The sequence below is a fragment of the Actinacidiphila epipremni genome (assembly GCF_012034175.1).
Classification (GTDB): domain Bacteria; phylum Actinomycetota; class Actinomycetes; order Streptomycetales; family Streptomycetaceae; genus Actinacidiphila; species Actinacidiphila epipremni.
The window spans coordinates 31,440-51,294 of record NZ_JAATEJ010000020.1; the positions used below are offsets into that span (position 1 = coordinate 31,440).

15 protein-coding genes are annotated in these 19,855 nt (G+C 73.8%); 13 read left to right on the forward strand and 2 right to left on the reverse strand.

Translation table 11 applies throughout. The features are described from left to right. Nucleotides 1-2 precede the first annotated feature (2 nt). A complete protein-coding gene (locus HCN08_RS22780; protein WP_240970351.1) occupies nucleotides 3-1,478 on the forward strand; it encodes a cytochrome P450 in 1,476 nt (491 codons plus the stop codon). 41 nt (nucleotides 1,479-1,519) lie between these two features. After that, on the forward strand, nucleotides 1,520-2,572 hold the full coding sequence (locus HCN08_RS22785) for a cytochrome P450 family protein (RefSeq protein WP_322974630.1): 1,053 nt from the start codon (nucleotides 1,520-1,522) through the stop codon (nucleotides 2,570-2,572). Between the two features lie 102 nt (nucleotides 2,573-2,674). On the opposite strand, the gene HCN08_RS36690 is transcribed toward HCN08_RS22785, so the two are convergent. Both HCN08_RS36690 and HCN08_RS22795 read right to left on the reverse strand, forming a co-directional pair. Next, a complete protein-coding gene (locus tag HCN08_RS36690) occupies nucleotides 2,675-4,333 on the reverse strand; it encodes a penicillin-binding transpeptidase domain-containing protein (RefSeq protein ID WP_167985066.1) in 1,659 nt (552 codons plus the stop codon). Nucleotides 4,334-4,431: 98 nt separating this feature from the next. Further along, nucleotides 4,432-6,153, reverse strand: coding sequence for a dolichyl-phosphate-mannose--protein mannosyltransferase (locus tag HCN08_RS22795; protein ID WP_167985169.1), 1,722 nt, complete (start codon nucleotides 6,151-6,153; stop codon nucleotides 4,432-4,434). 86 nt (nucleotides 6,154-6,239) lie between these two features. Between HCN08_RS22795 and rsmI the strand changes: the two genes are divergently transcribed. The 11 genes from rsmI to galK all read left to right on the forward strand — a co-directional run bounded on the left by rsmI (nucleotide 6,240) and on the right by galK (nucleotide 19,753). Continuing rightward, nucleotides 6,240-7,103: a 16S rRNA (cytidine(1402)-2'-O)-methyltransferase gene (gene rsmI / locus HCN08_RS22800; protein WP_167985067.1), complete on the forward strand. Its 864-nt coding sequence runs from the start codon at nucleotides 6,240-6,242 to the stop codon at nucleotides 7,101-7,103. Nucleotides 7,104-7,132: 29 nt separating this feature from the next. Then, complete coding sequence (locus tag HCN08_RS22805) at nucleotides 7,133-7,978, forward strand: TatD family hydrolase (protein WP_167985068.1); 846 nt, start codon at nucleotides 7,133-7,135, stop codon at nucleotides 7,976-7,978. Nucleotides 7,979-8,035: 57 nt separating this feature from the next. Then, nucleotides 8,036-9,169 carry a ubiquitin-like domain-containing protein gene (locus HCN08_RS22810; RefSeq protein ID WP_322974622.1) on the forward strand — a complete coding sequence of 378 codons (1,134 nt, stop codon included), beginning with the start codon at nucleotides 8,036-8,038 and terminating at the stop codon, nucleotides 9,167-9,169. A gap of 61 nt (nucleotides 9,170-9,230) precedes the next feature. Beyond that, nucleotides 9,231-10,085: a 16S rRNA (adenine(1518)-N(6)/adenine(1519)-N(6))-dimethyltransferase RsmA gene (rsmA, locus tag HCN08_RS22815; protein ID WP_167985069.1), complete on the forward strand. Its 855-nt coding sequence runs from the start codon at nucleotides 9,231-9,233 to the stop codon at nucleotides 10,083-10,085. Nucleotides 10,086-10,118: 33 nt separating this feature from the next. Beyond that, nucleotides 10,119-11,063, forward strand: a complete 945-nt coding sequence (locus HCN08_RS22820) for a 4-(cytidine 5'-diphospho)-2-C-methyl-D-erythritol kinase (protein WP_167985171.1) — start codon at nucleotides 10,119-10,121, stop codon at nucleotides 11,061-11,063. A 526-nt stretch (nucleotides 11,064-11,589) separates the two neighbouring features. After that, nucleotides 11,590-13,395, forward strand: coding sequence for an ABC-F family ATP-binding cassette domain-containing protein (locus HCN08_RS22825; RefSeq protein ID WP_167985070.1), 1,806 nt, complete (start codon nucleotides 11,590-11,592; stop codon nucleotides 13,393-13,395). Between the two features lie 148 nt (nucleotides 13,396-13,543). Further along, entirely contained in the window at nucleotides 13,544-15,325 is a 1,782-nt protein-coding gene (locus HCN08_RS22830; RefSeq protein ID WP_167985071.1) for a PQQ-binding-like beta-propeller repeat protein, read from the forward strand. Nucleotides 15,326-15,584: 259 nt separating this feature from the next. Then, nucleotides 15,585-16,262 (forward strand): helix-turn-helix transcriptional regulator, encoded by a 678-nt coding sequence (locus HCN08_RS22835; protein ID WP_167985072.1) that lies wholly within the window; start codon nucleotides 15,585-15,587, stop codon nucleotides 16,260-16,262. Nucleotides 16,263-16,548: 286 nt separating this feature from the next. Next, the gene (gene galT, locus HCN08_RS22840; RefSeq protein ID WP_167985073.1) at nucleotides 16,549-17,613 is read left to right on the forward strand and encodes a galactose-1-phosphate uridylyltransferase; all 1,065 of its coding nucleotides are present in this window, start codon (nucleotides 16,549-16,551) and stop codon (nucleotides 17,611-17,613) included. After that, a complete protein-coding gene (gene galE, locus HCN08_RS22845; RefSeq protein WP_167985074.1) occupies nucleotides 17,610-18,599 on the forward strand; it encodes a UDP-glucose 4-epimerase GalE in 990 nt (329 codons plus the stop codon). The genes galT and galE overlap by 4 nt, the downstream gene beginning before the upstream one ends. Continuing rightward, nucleotides 18,596-19,753 (forward strand): galactokinase, encoded by a 1,158-nt coding sequence (gene galK / locus HCN08_RS22850; protein WP_167985075.1) that lies wholly within the window; start codon nucleotides 18,596-18,598, stop codon nucleotides 19,751-19,753. The genes galE and galK overlap by 4 nt, the downstream gene beginning before the upstream one ends. Nucleotides 19,754-19,855 lie beyond the last annotated feature (102 nt).

Genomic DNA, 19,855 nt, shown 5'->3' on the forward strand with positions numbered 1-19,855 from the left:
CCATGACCCCCGCCCCCGACGCCTCCGGCGCCCCCGGCGCGCCCGCGCCCGACGCCTCCGGTCACGGGCCGGCCGCCGTCCCGCCCCCCGGCTGCCCCGCCCACGTCCACGCCTCCGAAGGTACCGGCCGGGTCCGGCTCTACGGCCCCGACTACGCCGCCGACCCCAAGGCGACCTTCGCGTACCTGCGCACCCAGGGCAGCGTCGCCCCGGTGGAGATCGCCCCCGGCGTGGACGCCTGGCTGGCGCTGGGCTACCGCAGCGCGCTGGAGGTGCTGCGCAGCCCCGAGCGCTTCTCCAAGGACCCACGCAACTGGCGGGCGCTGGCCGACGGCACGGTGCCGGCCGACAGCCCGGTGGTGCCGATGATGATGTACCGGCCCAACGCGCTGTGGTCCGACGGCGAGGCGCACGCCCGCTACCGCGGGGTCATCACCGACAGCCTCGGCCAGGTCGACCCGGTCGCGCTGCGCGGCTACGTCGAGGAGAGCGCCGACATCCTCATCGACCGGATCGGCCCGCGCGGCGGCGCCGACCTGCTCGGCGAGTACGGGGCGCTGCTGCCGCTGCTGGTGTTCAACCGGATGTTCGGCTGCCCGGAGGACATCGGCGAGAAGCTCGTCGTCGGCATGTCCGGCATCTTCGACGCCGACGCGGACGCCGAGAAGGCCAACCAGATGCTCACCGAGGGCGTCGCCGAACTCGTCGCGCTCAAGCGGCGCGAGCCCGGCGCGGACGTCACCTCGTGGATGATGGCGCACCCGGCGCAGCTCGCCGACGAGGAGATGATGCACCAGCTCATCCTGCTGATGGGCGCGGGCACCGAGCCGGAGCAGAACCTGATCTGCAACGCGCTGCTCCTGCTGCTGTCCGACGACCGCTTCGCCGGCGACCTGGCCGGCGGCAGCATGCCGGTCGACGACGCGCTGGACGAGGTGCTGTGGTCGGACCCGCCGCTGGCCAACTACGCCGTGCACTACGCGTTGCAGGACGACGAGGTCGAGGGTGTCGCGGTGCCCGCGGGGCAGCCGGTCCTGGTGGGCTTCACCGCCGCCAACACCGACCCCGTGCTCAGCGGCGAGCGCCGCGGCGGCAACCGCGCCCACCTGTCGTGGAGCGCCGGCCCGCACACCTGCCCGGCCAAGAGCCCGGCGCGGCTCATCGCGTCGGTCGCCGTGGAAAAGCTGCTCGACAGGCTCCCGGATATCGAACTCACCACCGGGGTAGATCAGCTGGCGTGGCGTCAGGGACCGTTCCACCGGGCCCTGGTCTCGCTGCCCGTACGTTTCCCGCCGATCACCGTCCAAGGCCCGCCCGCCGCGGACGAGACCACTGGAGCCACCGCATGGAACCCGAAGACGGCCCCCTCGTCATCGACCCCGCAGGACACGACATCCACGGCGAGGCAGCCCGCATCCGCGAGCGCGGCCCCGCGACACTGGTGGAGCTTCCTGGCCAGGTCCAGGCGTGGGCGGTAAGCGACCAGACGCTGCTGAAGGAGCTGCTGACCTCCCCGCGGGTGTCCAAGGACCCGCGGCAGCACTGGTCGGCGTGGGCCAATGGCGAGATCACCCCGGAGTGGCCGCTGTTCACCTGGGTCGCGGTCACCAACATGTTCACCGCGTACGGCGGCGACCACCGGCGGCTGCGCAAGCTGGTGTCGACGGCCTTCACCGCCCGCCGCGTCGAGGCGATGCGGCCGTGGATCGAGCAGCTGGTCACCGACCTGCTGGACGGCCTGGCGGCGCTGCCGGCCGGTGAGCCGGTGGACCTGCGCGAGGCGTACTGCTACCCGATACCGATCCAGGTCATCTCGCAGCTGTTCGGCGTGCAGGACGAGGCGACGGCCAAGGAGCTGCGGCGGCTGGTCGACAACATCTTCAACACCGCCATCAGCGCCGAGGACGCGGTCGCGACCTTCACCGACATGCACCGGGTGCTGTCGGAGCTGGTGGCGCTCAAGCGGGAGCGGCCCGGCGACGACATGACCAGCGTGCTGATCTCCGCGCGGGAGGAGGACGGCTCGCGGCTGACCGAGGGCGAGCTCGTCGACACGCTGCTGCTGATGATCAGCGCGGGCCACGAGACCACCGTCAACCTGCTCGACAACGCTGTCCACGCCCTGCTGACCCACCCCGACCAGCTGGGACTGGTCCGGGAGGGCCGGGCGACCTGGAACGACGTCATCGAGGAGACGCTGCGCGCCGAGGCGCCCGTCGCGAGCCTTCCGCTGCGCTACGCGGTGGACGACATCGAGGCGGGCGAGGTGCGGATCAAGAAGGGCGAGGCGATCCTCGCCGCGTACGCCGCCGCGGGCCGCGACCCCGGCTACCACGGGCCGACGGCCGACCAGTTCGATGTGCTGCGGCCCACCAAGGAGCACCTGGCCTTCGGGCACGGGGTGCACTTCTGCCTGGGCGCGCCGCTGGCCCGGCTGGAGGCGGAGATCGCGCTGCCGGCGCTGTTCGCCCGCTTCCCTGAGCTGGCGCTCGCGGTGCCGCAGGAGGAGCTGGCGCCGGTGGAGTCGTTCATCTCGCACGGCCACCGCAGCCTGCCGGTCCGGCTGGGCTGAGCAGCCGTCCGGGCCCAGGACCCGGTCGTACGGCGCCCCCGTCCGCGGTGTGCGGGCGGGGGCGCGGTGTGCGTACGTACGCGGGGCCCGGGCCCCGTACCGTCAGGAGGCCGCGCGCAGCACCTGGTCGACGATCGGGCCGGCCGAGGCGTTGCCGTGGCCGCCGCTGACGACCATGCCGGCGGCGGCGACATGGTCGGCGTAGGCGGTGAACCAGCCGTTGGGCTGGCCCTCGTTCTCCTCCGCCGAGCCGGTTTTGGCGCCGTACGGGCTTGCCACCCCGGTCAGCACGCCGGTGGCGGTGCCGTTGGTGACGGTCTGGTGCATCATCGCCATCAGGTTCAGGTGCACCGCCGAGGGCAGCGGGGTCGTCGGGATCGTGGTGCGGTTGTCGATCAGGTGGGTGTCGTCGAGGATCGACGGCTGGTGGAACCGGCCGGAGCGGGCGGTCGCGGCGACCGAGGCCATGTTCAGGGTGTTCATCAGCACCTGCCCCTGGCCGATCATCTCCGAGGTGAACTCGTCGCCCGTGCCGCCGGGGACGCTGCCGTCGGGGGTGCCGGTGCCGACGTACCAGGGGTTGTCGGAGCCGTCGAGGCCGAAGTACTTGCGGGCGACCTTCGCCACCGCGTCGGGCTGGTCCATGTACTGCGACAGCCGGATGAAGCCGGTGTTGCAGGACTTGGCGAAGTCCCAGGCGAGGGTCGCCTTGGTGTTGTCGGGCGTGACGTTCTTGTACGGCCGGCCGCCGACGGCCGCGTAACCGCTGACGCACTGGGAGACGGACGAGGGGCGGATGCCGTTCGGGTAGTCCTTGGAGGGCGGGAGCATCATCAGCGCCGCGGCGGTGACGATCTTGAAGGTGGAGCCCGGTGCCTTCAGCGACAGTGCGTAGTTCTCGCCCGTTCCGGAGCTGGCCATCGCCAGGATGTCGCCGTTGTCGGTGTCGACCGCGGTGACGCCGGCGTCGGCGCCGGCGCTGCGTACCGCCTTCTCCGCCGCCGCCTGGATCTTGGCGTCCAGGGTGGTCTTGAGCTGGGCGTTCTTGCCGGGCTTGAGCACCATCAGGGTCTTGACGGTGTCGTCGGCGGCGTCCGCGACGTAGGTCTCGATGCCGGGCGTGCCGCCGGCGCCGGGGTAGCGCTTGCGCAGGTCGGCGAAGACGTCGGTCAGGCCCGGGTACTTGTCCGCCGTCATGACGGTGCCGTGCCGGTCCACCAGGTCCAGCTGCGGTGACGTGGCCTGGCCGGTGACGATCTTCTGGCCGTTCTTCAGGTCCGGTTCCAGCACGCCGGGCAGCCACTTCACGACCGGCTGCCCGCTGAGGTTGCGGTCGACGGTCAGCGACGAGGTGTAGTCCCACTCCTTGGGCGGCAGGCCCTGGTAGCTGATCGTCGCCTGCACGCTGAAGGGCACGGTGGTGCCGCTGATCGGCAGCGGCGTGGCGACGACCTTGCTGACGGCGCCGTCGGTGCGCAGCGACGTCATCGCGCTCGTGGCGGTCTGCACCGAGTCGGTCTGCAAGGCCGCCTTGCCGATGTCGCCGGACGACCAGGCGGCCAGGAACGCCTTCGCGGTGTCCGTGATGTCGTCGGCCTCGACCGGCTTGTTCACGTCGGCGGTCGACGCGGTCGTGCCGCTGCCGCCCCCGCCGGAACCGCCGTCGAGGCTGTCGTAGATGTTGTAGGCGCCGTATCCGGCGACGCCCACCATGACCGCCAGGACCGTGCCGACGATCCCGAACTTCACTCCCCTTGCCACGGGCATCGAGGTTCCCCCCCTCGTTCGTCCCTTGAACGCGTTCAAACGAAAGCGCTGCCGGGCACTCTACGGGACGAGTGAGAGTACCGGTGTGCGTGTCAGACCCAGGAGTCGAACCACATTCTGGCCTGCCAACCTGTGTAAGGGATGGTCATACCTGTGTAGATCGGGAAGAAGTAGATGAAGTTCCAGATGATGAGCAGCACCAGCGTGCCCGCGCCGACCGCGCCCCACATCCGGCGGCTCTCGGTCGCGCCGGGCGGGCCGAGGAAGGCGCCCACCATCATCGCCACCGCCAGGCACAGGTACGGCACGAACGAGACGGCGTAGAAGTAGAAGATCGTACGGTCCTGGTAGTGCAGCCACGGCAGCAGGCCCGCGCCGACCGCGCACAGGATCGCACCGGCGCGCCAGTCGCGGCGCAGCACCCAGCGGTAGAGCAGGTAGAGCAGCGCGAAGCACGCCGACCACCACAGCAGCGGGGTGCCGAGCGCCAGGATCTCCTTGGAGCAGCCGCCGCTGCTGTGGCAGCCGTCCTGGCCGAGCTTGGGCGACTCGAAGTAGTACGACACCGGCCGCCCCAGCACCAGCCAGCTCCACGGGTTGGACTGGTACGGGTGCGGTGTGTGCAAGGTCACGTTGAACTGGTAGACCTCGTACTCGTAATGCCACAGGCTGCGCAGCGGCGCCGGGATCCACGACCAGGTGCCGCCGCGGTGGTCGGCCCAGTGCCGGTTGTAGGCGTTGTCCGACAGGAACCAGCCGGTCCAGGTCGCCAGGTACGTCAGCACGGTGACCGGGATCATCGTCAGCAGCGACCAGCCGGCGTCCTTGCGCAGCACCGCCAGCCACGGGCGGCGGGCGCCGGCCACCCGGCGCGAGCCGAGGTCCCAGGCGAGCGTGAGGACGACGAAGAAGGCCAGGAAGTACAGGCCGTTCCACTTGCTCGCCGCGGCGAGCCCCAGGCACACCGCGGCGGCGATCCGCCACGGGCGCCAGCCCATGCCCTGCCGGTCGCCGACGGTGCGGTCCGGGCCCGCCCAGCCCTCCTCGTCCACCGGCAGCGCCCGGGCCAGCCGGGCGCGCGACCAGTCGCGGTCCACCAGCAGGCAGCCGAACGCGGCCAGCGCGAAGAACATGATGACCAGGTCCAGCAGCGCGATGCGGCTCATCACGAACTGCAGGCCGTCCACCGCCATCAGCAGCCCGGCCAGGCAGCCCAGCGCGGTCGAGCGGAACAGCCGGCGGCCGATGCGGCACAGCATCAGCACCGACAAGGTGCCCAGCACCGCCATCATGAACCGCCAGCCGAAGGGGTTCATGCCGAACATCCACTCGCCGGCCGCGATGACCCACTTGCCGGCCGGCGGGTGCACCACATAGCCCGGGTCGTGGGACAGCGGGATCGTCTGCGGGTGGGCGAGGATGTCGGAGTTGGCGATCTTGGCGTCCGGCCAGGTGCCCTCGTAGCCCAGTTTCAGCAGCGAGTAGGCGTCCTTGGCGTAGTACGTCTCGTCGAAGACGACCTCGCGCGGGGTGCCCAGGTGCCAGAACCGCAGGCCGCCGGCGAGCACCGCGACCATGACCGGGCCGAGCCAGCCGCTCGCCCTGGCCAGCAGCCGGGACAGCTCCGGCCCCAGGCCCAGCATCTGCCACAGCTTCGTGCCCGGCTCCGGGAAGGCCGGCACCAGGCGCTCGCGGGTGTCCGTACGCGGCCGTTCCGCATAGCCGAACCTGCGCAGCCGCTGCGCCCACGGGCTCGGCTGCGGCTCGGCCGGAACATCCTCGGCGGCCCGGTCCTGCGTCGCGGTCTCACTCATCACCGGCCCATCGTAGGGAACGCCTCTGAAAATGTGATGAGGTCGGCGCCCGCCGCCCCTGTTTGTCCGGATGGGAAGCTTGGACGGTGACCACGCAAGCCGCAGGCGTCCTCGTCCTGGCCGCAACCCCCATCGGCGACCCCGCCGACGCCCCGCCCCGCCTCGGGGCCGAACTCGCCCGCGCGGACATCGTCGCCGCCGAGGACACCCGGCGGCTGCGCCGGCTGACCGGGGCGCTCGGCGTCGAGCTCACCGGCCGCGTCGTGTCGTACTTCGAGGGCAACGAGGCCGGGCGCACGTTCGAGCTGGTCGAGGCGCTCGCCGGCGGGGCGCGGGTGGTGCTCGTCACGGACGCCGGCATGCCGTCGGTGTCCGACCCGGGCTACCGGCTGGTCGCCGCGGCCGTCGAGCGCGGCATCACCGTGACCGCGGTGCCCGGTCCCTCGGCGGTGCTCACCGCGCTCGCGGTGTCGGGGCTGCCGGTGGACCGCTTCTGCTTCGAGGGGTTCCTGCCGCGCAAGGCCGGCGAGCGCAGGGCGCGGCTGCGGGAGGTCGCGGCGGACCGCCGCACGCTGGTGTACTTCGAGGCCACGCACCGCATCGACGACACGCTCGCGGCGATGGCCGAGGTGTTCGGGCCCGAGCGGCGGGCCGCGGTGTGCCGCGAGCTCACCAAGACCTACGAGGAGGTCCGCCGCGGCCCGCTGGCCGAGCTCGCCCGCTGGGCGGCGCAGGAGGGCGTCCGCGGCGAGATCACGGTGGTCGTCGAGGGCGCGCCGGCCCCGGGTCCCGCCCAGGCCGACCCGGCCGAGCTCGCCCGCCGCGTGGCCGAGCGCGAGGCGGCCGGCGAGCGGCGCAAGGAGGCGATCTCCTCGGTGGCCTCGGAGTCCGGGCTCGCCAAGAGGGTCGTCTTCGACGCGGTGGTGGCGGCGAAGCACTCCGCGGGGTGAGCCCCGGGGCGCTCTCTAGGATCAGGACCATGGGAGACACGGGCAGGAGAGGGACGTTGCCGCCGGCGCCGGAGGGGTTGCGGGTGGCGGTGGCGGACAGCCATACGCATCTGGACATGCAGGGCGGGGACGTCGCCGGGGCGGTGGCGCAGGCGGCGGCGGTCGGGGTGGACACGCTCGTGCAGGTCGGGTGCGACCTGGCCGGGTCGCGGTGGGCGGCGGAGACGGCCGCGGGGTGGGAGCGGATCTGGGCCACCGTGGCGCTGCACCCGAACGAGGCGCCGCGGGTCGCGGGGCGGGGCGGGCGGCAGGGGCTGGACGCCGAGCTGGAGGCCATCGCGGCGCTCGCCGCGCTGCCGCAGGTGCTCGGGGTCGGCGAGACCGGCCTCGACTACTTCCGCACCGGGGCCGAGGGCGTCGCCGACCAGCAGTACGCCTTCCGCCGGCACATCGACATCGCCAAGCGGCACGGCAAGGCGCTGGTCATCCACGACCGGGACGCGCACGCCGACGTGCTGCGCATCCTGCGGGAGGAGGGCGCGCCCGAGCGGGTGGTCTTCCACTGCTACTCCGGCGACGCGGAGATGGCCCGGGTGTGCGCCGACCGCGGCTACTACATGTCCTTCGCCGGGACGGTCACGTACAAGTCCGCGCAGAACCTGCGGGACGCCGTCGCCGTCGCCCCCCGGGAGCTGCTGCTGGTGGAGACCGACGCGCCGTTCCTGCCGCCGGTGCCGTACCGCGGGCAGCCCAACGCGCCCTACCTGATCCCGCTCACGCTGCGGGCGATGGCCGCGGCCCGGGGCGAGGAGGAGGACCTGCTCGCGGCGGCCGTCGCCGCCAACACCGCACGGGCGTTCGGCTACAACACGTGAGGCGATAAGGGGCCAAATGCCGTGATGTGCGGCTTTTAGGCTTTAAGGTCCGACCTCGTGACGATTCACCTCGCCGGAGGCGCCCGCAGGCTCGTACCGCAGGCTCTCGTCGTGGCGATGGTCGCCGGCGGCACGGGCGCCGGCGCCGTCGGCGACAAGACGGTGCGGCTCAGCGTGGACGGCAGGACCAGGACCGTACGCACGTCCGCCGAGGACGTCGCGGGCGTGCTGCACGCGCAGCACCTGGCCGTGGGGCCGCACGACCTCGTCGCGCCCGACCCCGACCGGCCGCTGCACGACGGCGACACCGTGGCCGTACGGTACGGGCGCCCGCTGTCGCTGACCCTCGACGGCCGCCCGCGCCGGGTGTGGACCACCGCGACCACCGTCGCCGCCGCCCTGCGCCAGCTCGGCGTACGGGCGGACGGCGCGCTGCTGGACGCCTCCCGGGGCGCGGCCATCGGCCGCCGGGGGCTGGCCCTGGACGTGCGGACGCTGCGCCGGGTCACCGTCGTGGCCGACGGGCGGGCGCACCTGGTGCGTACCCACGCGGTCACCGCGCGGGCCGCGGCGGTCGAGGCCGGGGTGCTGATCGCCGCCGAGGACACCTTCACGCCCGCGCCCGACGCCTTCCCGGCCGACGGCTCGACCGTCACCGTGCGCCGGGTGCGCACGACCACCGCGGTACGCCGGGAGTCCGTGCCGTACCGCGTCGTACGCCGCCGGGACGCGCACCTGCCGCGCGGCACCAGCGTCGTGGCGACCGCCGGGCGGGCCGGGGTGCGCGAGAGGTACTACGCCGTCCGCACCGTCGACGGGGAGCCGGGCCGGACCAGCCCGGCGGGCAGCCGGGTGACCCGGGAGCCGGTCGCGGAGGTGGTACGGGTCGGCACCGGGCCCGCGGTGACCCGCCGGCCCCGCAAAGCCCCGGCCGCGGCGCCCGCGGCGGGCGGCGGGCTGGACTGGGCCGCGCTCGCCGCGTGCGAGTCCGGCGGCCGGCCGGACGCCGTGGACCCCTCGGGGCGCTACGGCGGGCTCTACCAGTTCGACGTCAGGACCTGGCACAGCGTCGGCGGCAGCGGACGCCCGCAGGACGCCGGCGCCGCCGAGCAGACCCGCCGCGCCCAGCGCCTCTACGCCGCCCGCGGCACCGCCCCCTGGCCGGTCTGCGGCTCCCGGCTGCGCCACTGAGCCCGGCCGCCGCCCCCGCGCCCGGCAGGGCAGGGCCCCGCGGGGCATTAGCCTAGGTCGGGTGACGAGTGAGGACGGCGCGCTGCTGGGGCCCGCGGACGTGCGGGAACTGGCCGCGGCACTGGGCGTCAGGCCCACCAAGCAGCGGGGCCAGAACTTCGTCATCGACGCGAACACCGTGCGGCGCATCGTCAGGACCGCGGGCGTCGGGCCCGCCGACACCGTCGTCGAGGTCGGCCCCGGCCTCGGATCGCTCACGCTCGCGCTGCTGGAGGCCGCCGCGCACGTCACGGCGATCGAGATCGACGACGTCCTGGCCGCCGCGCTGCCCGCGACGGTCGCCGCCCGGCTGCCGGAGCGCACCGGCCGCTTCGACCTCGTCCACAGCGACGCCATGGCCGTCACCGAACTGCCCGGGCCGCCGCCGACCGCGCTGGTGGCCAACCTGCCCTACAACGTCGCCGTGCCCGTCCTGCTGCACATGCTCGCGACCTTCCCCACCATCGAGCGCACCCTGGTCATGGTGCAGGCCGAGGTCGCCGACCGGCTCGCGGCCCGGCCCGGCAGCAAGGTCTACGGCGTGCCGTCGGTCAAGGCCAATTGGTACGCCGAGGTCAGGCGGGCCGGCGCGATCGGGCGCAACGTCTTCTGGCCTGCGCCCAACGTCGACTCCGGGCTGGTCTCGCTCGTGCGGCGCGACCCGCCGCGCACCACCGCCAGCCGCCGGGACGTCTTCGCCGCGGTCGACGCGGCCTTCGCGCAGCGCCGCAAGACGCTGCGGGCCGCGCTCGCCGGATGGGCCGGCTCGCCCGCCGCCGCGGAGGCCGCGCTGATCGCCGCGGGGGTGTCGCCGCAGGCGCGGGGCGAGGCGCTGACCGTCGAGGAGTTCGCCGCCATCGCCGAGCACAAGCCGTAGCCCGTGGTCCGTAGTAGCGTGCCGTCGTCCGCCATGGGGCCCGCCGCCGGGCCCGTACCGAGGAGCCGCAAGCCCGTGTCCGCCGTCACCGTCCGCGTGCCCGCCAAGGTCAACGTCCAGCTCACCGTCGGCGGCCGGCGCCCCGACGGCTTCCACGACCTGGCCAACGTCTTCCTCGCGGTCGGGTTGTACGACCATGTCACCGCCGCGCCCGCGGAGGGGCTGCGGCTCACCGCGGAGGGGCGGGACGTGGCGGGCGTGCCGCTCGACGGCACGAACCTGGCCGCCCGCGCGGCCGTCGCGCTCGCCAAGCGGTACGGGATCGAGCCGGACGTGCACCTGCACATCGCCAAGGCGATCCCCGTCGCCGGGGGCATGGCCGGCGGGTCCGCCGACGCGGCCGGCGCGCTCGTGGCGTGCGACGCGCTGTGGGGGATCGGGGCGCCCCGCGAGGAGCTGCTCGCGCTGTGCGCGGAACTGGGCAGCGATGTGCCGTTCAGCCTGGTGGGGGGCGCGGCGCTGGGCCTCGGGCGGGGGGAGCGGCTGACGCCGCTGGAGGTCGGGGGGGAGTTCCACTGGGTCTTCGCCCTCGCGGAGGGCGGGCTGTCGACGCCCGAGGTGTACCGGGAGTGCGATCGCCTGCGGCGGGCCGGTGGGGGGAGTGACCTCGCGGCGGACCTGCCGGTGCCGGTGGCGGACCCGGCGCTTGTCGCGGCGCTCGCCGCGGGGGATGCGGTGGCGCTCGGCGCCGCGCTGTCCAACGACCTCCAGGCCGCGGCGGTGGGCCTGCGGCCCGGGCTTGCGGCGACGCTCGCCGCGGGGCGGGCGGGCGGCGCCCTCGCCGGCATCGTCTCGGGCTCGGGCCCGACCGTGGCGTTCCTCTGCGCATCGGCTTCCGCCGCGAGTGCCTTGGCGGCGGCCCTCCCGACCCGTGCGCACCCGGCTTCCTCCCCGGCCCCGGGCGCCACGCCCCTCTGACCCCGGGCCCTGCCCCGCCCCGCCGTCCCGGGACCTCCCGCCCGGTGGGTGCCTTGTCGCTCCGTTCTCCCCCACGGCTTCGCGTGGGGGTACCCCCACGCGCCCCTTACCGCACGGGCTGCCCCCTTCTGCCGCCCCCGGACCTTCGGCCGGTACGTGGCTTGTCGCGCAGTTCCCCGCGCCCCTGCGCTACGGGGTGCCCCTTCCTGTGACGACCGCGGCCTTCCCGCCGCTGTGGCTGATCGCGCAGTTCCCCGCGCCCCTGAAATGCAACGGCCTCCGCAGCCGTACCCACCCGGGCCAAAACCCGCCACCCCACCCGGCAGGGAGCCGCCTCTGCGCCGCGGGGCAACAACCCAGGGGCGCGGGGAACTGCGCGAGAAACCCACCACCGGCGGATGGTCCGGGGGCGGCAGGACGGGGCAGCCCGTGCGGTAGAGGGGGGGCCGCCGTGCGGGGCGGGGGGAGGTCGCCGGGCGCTTAGGCTAAAGAGGGGGGTACCGGACTGCGCTGGGAGAAAAGATTCGTGGCCGTCAACCTGGTCAACGTCGAAGCCGTCGGCAAGACGTATGGCACGCGGACGTTGTTGGACTCCGTGTCGCTGGGGGTGTCCGAGGGAGACCGGATCGGGGTCGTCGGGCGGAACGGCGACGGCAAGACGACCCTCGTGCGGATGCTCGCCCGGCTGGAGGAGCCGGACTCCGGGCGGGTCACGCACCAGGGCGGGCTGCGGCTCGGCGTGCTGACGCAGCACGACAGCCTGGACCCGGCCGCGACCGTGCGGCACGAGGTCGTCGGGGACCGGGCGGACCACGAGTGGGCCGGCGACGCCCGGATCAGGGACGTGCTGACCGGGCTGTTCGGCGGGCTGGACCTGCCGGGCTTCCCGGCGGGCCTGGACACCGTGATCGGCCCGCTGTCCGGCGGGGAGCGCCGCCGTATCGCCCTGGCGAAACTGCTCATCGACGAGCAGGACCTCATCGTGCTGGACGAGCCCACCAACCACCTCGACGTCGAGGGCATCGCCTGGCTCGCCGGCCACCTCCAGGCCCGCAGGTCCGCGCTGGTCGTCGTGACCCACGACCGCTGGTTCCTGGACCAGGTGTGCAGCCGGATGTGGGACGTGCAGCGCGGCACCGTCCACGAGTACGAGGGCGGCTACAGCGACTACGTCTTCGCCCGCGCCGAGCGCGAGCGCATCGCCGCGACCGAGGAGGTCAAGCGGCAGAACCTGGTCCGCAAGGAGCTGGCGTGGCTGCGCCGGGGCGCCCCGGCCCGTACGTCCAAGCCGCGCTTCCGGATCGAGGCGGCCAACGCCCTGATCGAGGACGTGCCGCCGCCGCGCGACACCGCGGAGCTGATGCGCTTCGCCAACTCCCGCCTGGGCAAGACCGTGTTCGACCTGGAGGACGTGACGGTCACCGCCGGGCCCAAGCAGCTGCTGCGGCACATCACCTGGCAGCTCGGCCCCGGCGACCGCGTCGGCCTGGTCGGGGTGAACGGCGCCGGCAAGACCTCGCTGCTGCGCGCCCTCGCCGACGCGGCGACGAGCGGCGGCGACGTCCAGCCGGCGGCCGGCCGGGTCGTGGTCGGCAAGACGGTGAAGCTCGCCTACCTGTCGCAGGAGGTCGCCGAACTTGACCCCGCGTGGCGGGTGCTGCAGGCCGTGGAGTCGGTGCGGCAGCGCGTCGACCTCGGCAAGGGCCGGGAGATGACCGCGGGCCAGCTGTGCGAGAAGTTCGGCTTCACCAAGGAGAAGCAGTGGACGCCGGTCGGCGACCTGTCCGGCGGTGAGCGGCGCCGCCTCCAGGTGCTGCGGCTGCTGATGGACGAGCCCAACGTGCTGTTCCTGGACGAGCCCACCAACGACCTCGACATCGAGACGCTGACCCAGCTGGAGGACCTGCTCGACGGCTGGCCCGGCTCGATGGTGGTGATCAGCCACGACCGCTACTTCCTGGAGCGCACCACCGACCGGGTCTTCGCGCTGCTGGGCGACCAGACCCTGCGGATGCTGCCGCGCGGCGTCGACGAGTACCTGGAGCGGCGCCGCGCGATGGAGGAGGCCGCGGCCCCCGCCGCCCCCGCGCAGGCCCGGCCCAAGGAGAGGGCCGCCGCCGACACCCGGGCGGCGAAGAAGGAACTCCAGCGCATCGAGCGGCAGTTGGACAAGGCCGCGGAGAAGGAGAAGGCGCTGCACGCCCGGATCGCCGAGCACGCCACGGATTTCGCCAAGGTCGCCGAGATCGACGCCGAGCTGCGGGCGCTGCGCGAGGAGCGCGAGGACCTGGAGATGCGCTGGCTCGAACTCGCCGACGACGCCGAGCAGTAGCCGGCCGCCGGCGGCCGGGCGGCGGCTCGCGGAGAACGTGTAGCAGGGCGGTAACGGAACAGCCGGTGAGCGGCAGGGGCAACAGTGCCGGGTGATAGAAAGAATTTCCGCCACCCGACCGCGACTTGTGTACGAAGAGGTCCCGCCGATGTCCCAGCCGCCCCCGCCGCCCGGCAACCCGCCCGAGTTCGGGAAGTCCGAGGCAGCGGTACCGCCACCGCCGGGACCCCCGCAGACCCCGCCCCCGCCGCCGCCCGGCGGGGGCTACGGCTACCCCGCCCCGCAGACGCCGCCGGCCGGCGGCGGTTACGGCTACCCGGCGCCGCCCGCGCCCCCCGGGCAGCCGGTCGCCGACAACCCGTACGCGCAGCCCGTCCCCGCGGCGCAGAATCCTTACGCGCAGGCCCCGACCCAGCCGGCCTTCCCGTCGCCCCAGCCCCCGCCGCCGGGCGCCTTCCCGGCGCAGCAGCCGCCGCCCCCGCCGTACCCGGGCCAGGGGCAGGGCCAGCAGCCGTACGGCCAACCGCCCTACGGCCAGGTGCCGCCGCAGGGCCCGTACGGCTACCAGCAGCCGCCCTACCAGGGCGGCCCCGGCGGCCCCGGTCGCTCCCAGGGCAAGCTCATAGCCATCATCGCCGGCGCCGTGGCGGTGCTGCTGGTGATCGCCGGCGGCGTCTACCTCGCCACCAAGGGCGGCGGCGACGACCCCGGGCCCAAGCCGACCGCGCAGTCCAGCAGCGGCAGCCCGACCAAGGCGCCGCACGCCACCGAGCTGACGTACGCCTGGAGCAAGCCGGCCGACAAGGTCGCCGAGAAGGACAACCTCAAGAACGCCTACGGCATCTGGTTCACCGACAAGTACGTCGTCAAGGAGCAGATCGGCAAGGTCGTCGCCTACGACGAGGCCACCGGCAACCCGGCGTGGACGCTGGCCGCCCCCTCGCGCGGCGACTGCGCGGCGGCCCGGGACACGTACCAGAACCTCGCGGCGATCCAGTACGGCGCCACCTGCAACCAGATCATGGTCTTCGACCTGACCACCGGCACGATGAAGTGGACGGCGAACCTGCCGGCCGCCGCCGGCGGGGACTTCGACTACTCGCAGATGGCGATCAGCGGCGACACCGTCGGCGTCGACTGGCTCAGCGGCTCCATCGCCTACCGGCTGTCGACGCAGAAGGTGCTGTGGCAGGGCGGCAACGGCAACTGCGAGGACGACGGCTACGCCGGCGGCGCGCAGTTCGTGGTCGTCGTCAACTGCGACTACAAGACGTACAAGGTCCAGGTCGTCGACCCGGACAACTCCGGCAAGGCCAAGTGGTCCTGGTCGGCGCCCTCGGGCTTCGAGGTCAAGGCGGTCGTGTCCACCGACCCGGTCGTCGTCCTGCTCGACACCGACAGCGGCACGGCGCTGGCGACCGACGTGGTGGTGCTCGACAACGGCCGTATGCAGTCCCGGATCTCGCTCGGCACCGACAAGTACGACATCGAGCTCGGCGACAACGGCGTCGAGGACGTGCACGACATGCTGGTCAGCAAGGACACCGTCTACCTGACGCTGCGCAGCCAGGGCGACAGCAAGGGCCAGGTGCTCAGCGGCATCGTCGCCTTCAACACCGCGGACGGCAAGCAGAAGTGGGTCGCCAAGCCCGCCGACAAGCAGGCGGTCGTGAGCCTGGACCTCATGCCCGACGGGCAGGTCCTCGCCCTCGAACCGCCGGACTACGAGGTGCAGGGCAAGCTCATCACGGTGGACCCGGCGACCGGCGCGATCAAGCCGTACGCGACCTTCGCCGAGGGCTCGGGCGACCACATGGACCTGGCCGACCTGGAGAACTACCCGTACTGGCACAACGGCCACTTCTACCTGGCCAGCCACACCATCTACGAGGGCAACGACGACGAGATGTACCTCGTCGACTTCCACTGACCTGCCCCCGACCCCGCACCGACGGCCCCGACCGCCGTCCCCGCCGTACCCGCGCGCCCCCGACCCGTACGCGACGGCCCGGATTTCCCGGGCCCTACCGCCGGGTTGGGGGCGCGCGGGCATGGGGCAAGCGTGTAACTTCACCGCCTGGGCTCATACCGCCCGGCCGGGCGGTTGGGAGCGGCCGGGGCGCGGTATGCGTAACGCAACGGGGGGCGGCGGTGGATCGGGCCTCCGCCGGCGGATGGGGGTGTCCTGGATGGGCGTACGGCTCGTGGTGGTCGACGACCACCGGCTGCTCGCGGAGGCGCTGGCGTCGGCGCTGAAGCTGCGCGGGCACCGGGTGCTGGCCGCGTCGGCCCCGGCGGGCGGGGCGGCGGAGCTGGTGCTGGGCCGCTCGCCCGAGGTGTGCCTGTTCGGCACCGCCGCGCCCTCCGCGCCCGGCGCCTTCGACCCGGTCGCGCGGATCCGCCGGGAGCGCCCGGCGGTCGCGGTGGTGGTGCTGGGCCCGGTGCCGGACCCGCGCGGCATCGCGGCGGCCTTCGCGGCCGGCGCCTCGGGCTACGTACGGCACGACGAGCGCATCGAGGGCGTGGAGCGGGCCATGGCCAAGGCGCGGGCCGGCGAGGTCGCGATCGCGCAGCCGCTGCTCCAGGGCGCCTTCGCCGAACTGCTCAACCCCGCGCGGCAGCCCGACGACGAGGGCACGCGGCTGCTGGAGCTGCTGACCCCGCGGGAGGTCGAGGTGCTGGTGCGGGTCGCCGAGGGCGAGGACACCCGGCTGATCGCGGCGGGCATGCGGATAGCCCCGAGCACCGCCCGCACCCATGTGCAGCGGGTGCTGATGAAGCTGGGCGTCGGCTCGCGCCTGGAGGCGGCGGCGCTGGCCGCCCGTACCGGCCTGCTGGACCGCGCCGCGGCCCCCGCCCGCCCCTGAGCCCCCCCTTGAGCCCGCCGCCCTGAGCCCGCCGTCCTGAACCCGGCCCCCTGAGCCCGGCGCCCTCAGCCCGCCGTCGAGCCCGTACGGCCGCGGGTGCGCACGTCTGCGCGTCCCGCCCCCCACTTATCTGTTCGGCTTTGTTTGTTTGTGCCCGAAAGGGAACCGCTGCCCTGTGCGGCCCAACGAGTCAACTTCGCCGACGCCCGCGCATTGACTGAACTGTTGTGTCATGATTCATTGTGTGCGGTTCTGTTGGGTGATTGTGGTGTGAGGGGTTGCCAGGGTGAAGAAGACGACGACCCGGCTCGCGGACGGCCGCGAACTCATCTATTACGACTCCGAGGAGGAGGCCGGCGCGGGCGGCGGCACTCCCGTCCGCGAAGCCGTCGACCGCCGTCCGCTGGAGCCCGTCGCCACCCACTCCGAACTGCGCCACGACCGCCTGCTCGGCGACACCGTGGCCGTCGCCTCGCACCGGCAGGGCCGCACCTACCACCCGCCCGCCGACGAGTGCCCGCTGTGCCCGTCCCGCGAGGGCCGGCTCAGCGAGATCCCCGACAGCGACTACCAGGTCGTCGTCTTCGAGAACCGCTTCCCCTCCCTCACCGGCGGCGACGGGCGCTGCGAGGTCGTGTGCTTCACCTCCGACCACGACGCCTCGTTCGCCGACCTCACCGAATCCCGCGCCCGGCTGGTGCTGGACGCCTGGACCGACCGCACCCGGGAGCTGTCCCAACTGCCCGGCGTCGTCCAGGTCTTCCCGTTCGAGAACCGCGGCAAGGAGATAGGCGTCACCCTCGGCCACCCGCACGGCCAGATCTACGGCTACCCGTTCGTCACCCCGCGCACCTCGCTGATGCTGCGCACCCTGGCCGAGCACCGCGAGCGCACCGGCCGCAACCTCTTCGACGACGTGCTCGCCGACGAGGCCGCCGACGGCCGCCGGGTCGTGCTGGACGGCGAGCACTGGACCGCGTTCGTGCCGCACGCCGCCCACTGGCCCTACGAGGTCCACCTCTTCCCGCGCCGCCGGGTGCCCGACCTGCCGGCCCTGGAGGAGGACGCGCGCGCGGAGTTCCCGAGCGTCTACCTGGAGCTGCTGCGCCGCTTCGACCGGATCTTCGGCCCGGACCAGCCGCCCACCCCGTACATCTCCGGATGGCATCAGGCGCCCTTCGGCACCCCGCAGCGGCGCGACTTCGCGCTGCATCTGGAGCTTTTCACGATTCGCCGCACGTCAGGCAAGCTGAAGTATCTTGCGGGGTCCGAGTCGGGCATGGGCGCGTTCATCAACGACGTCCCGCCCGAGGCCGCCGCACAGCGACTGCGAGAGGTAGCGAGCACGTGAGCCCCACGAGTAACGACAGCCCCAGGAAACTGCTGGTCACCGGCGGCGCCGGATACGTCGGCGGGGTCGTCGCCGCCCGGCTGCTGCGGGCCGGGCACCAGGTGACGGTGCTGGACGACCTGTCCACCGGCTTCCGCGAATCGGTCCCCGAGGGCGCCGAGTTCGTCGAGGGACGCGTCCAGGAGTCCGCGAAGGTCCTGGACGGCAGCTACGACGCGGTGCTGCACTTCGCCGCCTCCTCGCAGGTCGGCGAGTCGGTCGCGGACCCGGGCAAGTACTGGCGCAACAACGTCGGCGGCACCATGGACCTGCTGGACGCCATGCGCGAGGCCGGCGTGCGCACCCTGGTGTTCTCCTCCACCGCCGCCACCTACGGCGAGCCGTCCGCCGTCCCCATCACCGAGGACGCCGTCACCGCGCCCACCAACCCGTACGGCGCCACCAAGCTCGCCGTCGACCACATGATCGGCGCCGAGTGCGCCGCCCACGGCCTGGCCGCGGTGTCGCTGCGCTACTTCAACGTCGCCGGCGCCTACGGCGGCCAGGGCGAGCGGCACGACCCCGAGTCCCATCTGATCCCGCTCGTCCTCCAGGTCGCCCAGGGCCGCCGCGACGCCATCGCCGTCTACGGCGACGACTACCCCACGCCCGACGGCACATGCGTCCGCGACTACATCCACGTCGCCGACCTCGCCGAGGCCCACCTGCTCGCCCTGGACCACGCCGCCGTCGGCGAGCATCTGGTGTGCAACCTCGGCAACGGCAGCGGCTTCTCGGTGCGCGAGGTCGTCGACACCGCCCGGCAGGTCACCGGGCACCCCATCCCCGAGACGCCCCAGCCGCGCCGGGCCGGCGACCCCGCCGTGCTCGTCGCGTCCGCGCAGCGCGCCCGTGAACGCCTGGGCTGGCAGCCGGTGCGCACCGACCTCGCGGAGATCATCCGCGACGCCTGGACCTTCGCCCAACACCTGCGGGAGGACGCATGACCGATCTCGACGGCCTCGGCATAGCCTTCAAGGACGCCTTCGGGCGCTCCCCGGAAGGCTGCTGGGCGGCACCGGGCCGGGTGAACCTGATCGGCGAGCACACCGACTACAACGACGGCTTCGTGCTGCCCTTCGCCCTCGCGCAGACCACCCGCGCCGCGGTCGCCCGCCGCGACGACGGGCTGCTGCGGGTGCATTCGGCCGACATGGACGACGGTGTCGACGGCGTCGGCGGCGTCGTCGAACTGCGCGTCGACGACCTCGCCCCGGGCACCTCGGCCGGCTGGGCCACCTACCCCGCCGCGGTGCTGTGGACGCTGCGCGAGGCCGGCCACCCGGTCGGCGGCGCCGACATCCACTACACCAGCACCGTCCCGGTCGGCGGCGGCCTGTCGTCCTCGGCCGCGCTCCAGGTCGTCACCGCCCTCGCGCTCGCCGAGCTGCACGGCGCCGCCATCGCGCGGCAGGAGCTGGCGCTGCTGTGCCAGCGCTCGGAGAACGTGTACGTCGGCGCGCCGGTCGGCGTCATGGACCAGACCGCCTCGGCGTGCTGCACCGCCGGCCACGCGCTGCACCTGGACGTACGGGGCCTGACCCGCCGCCAGGTGCCGCTGGACCTCGCGGCGGCCGGCCTCACGCTGCTCGTCGCCGACACCCGCGTCAAGCACGCGCACTCCGACGGGGCGTACGCGAAGCTGCGCTCGGGCTGCGAGGCGGCAGCCGCGCAGCTGGGCCTGGCCGCGCTGCGGGACGTGCCCTTCGACGGCCTGGACGCGGCGCTGGAGGCGCTGCCGGACGAGCGGCTGCGCCGGCTCACCCGGCACGTCGTCACCGAGAACCGCCGGGTCGAGGAGGTCGTGGCGCTGCTGGACGCCGGGCGGGTCGGCGACATCGGCCCGCTGCTGACCGCCGGCCACGCCTCGCTGCGCGACGACTTCCAGGTCTCGTGCGCCGAGCTCGACCTGGTCGCCGGCACCGCGCTCGACGCGGGCGCGCTCGGCGCCCGGATGACCGGCGGCGGCTTCGGCGGCTCGGTCGTCGCCCTGGTCCCCGAGGAGCGCGCCGGCGCCGTCACGCAGGCCGTACGGGCCGCGCTGCCCCAGGTGCGGGTCTTCGAGGCCGCCCCGGCGCAGGGCGCGCACCGGCTGGGCTGAACCCGGCGGGCGGGCCCGCACCGGCCCGGCCGGAGCGCGCGGCGCCGGCGCGACGGCCTGCCCGGATGGGCAAGTTCCGTCAAGTCGGCGCCAATCGCGCGG

Coding starts and splice junctions, on each gene's coding strand:
- HCN08_RS22780 (WP_240970351.1), top strand. CDS start 3: ATGACCCCCGCCCCCGACGCCTCCGGCGCCCCCGGCGCGCCCGCGCCC.
- HCN08_RS22795 (WP_167985169.1), bottom strand. CDS start 6,153: ATGAGTGAGACCGCGACGCAGGACCGGGCCGCCGAGGATGTTCCGGCC.
- HCN08_RS22805 (WP_167985068.1), top strand. CDS start 7,133: ATGGGAGACACGGGCAGGAGAGGGACGTTGCCGCCGGCGCCGGAGGGG.
- HCN08_RS22820 (WP_167985171.1), top strand. CDS start 10,119: ATGGGGCCCGCCGCCGGGCCCGTACCGAGGAGCCGCAAGCCCGTGTCC.
- HCN08_RS22830 (WP_167985071.1), top strand. CDS start 13,544: ATGTCCCAGCCGCCCCCGCCGCCCGGCAACCCGCCCGAGTTCGGGAAG.
- HCN08_RS22835 (WP_167985072.1), top strand. CDS start 15,585: ATGGGCGTACGGCTCGTGGTGGTCGACGACCACCGGCTGCTCGCGGAG.
- galK (WP_167985075.1), top strand. CDS start 18,596: ATGACCGATCTCGACGGCCTCGGCATAGCCTTCAAGGACGCCTTCGGG.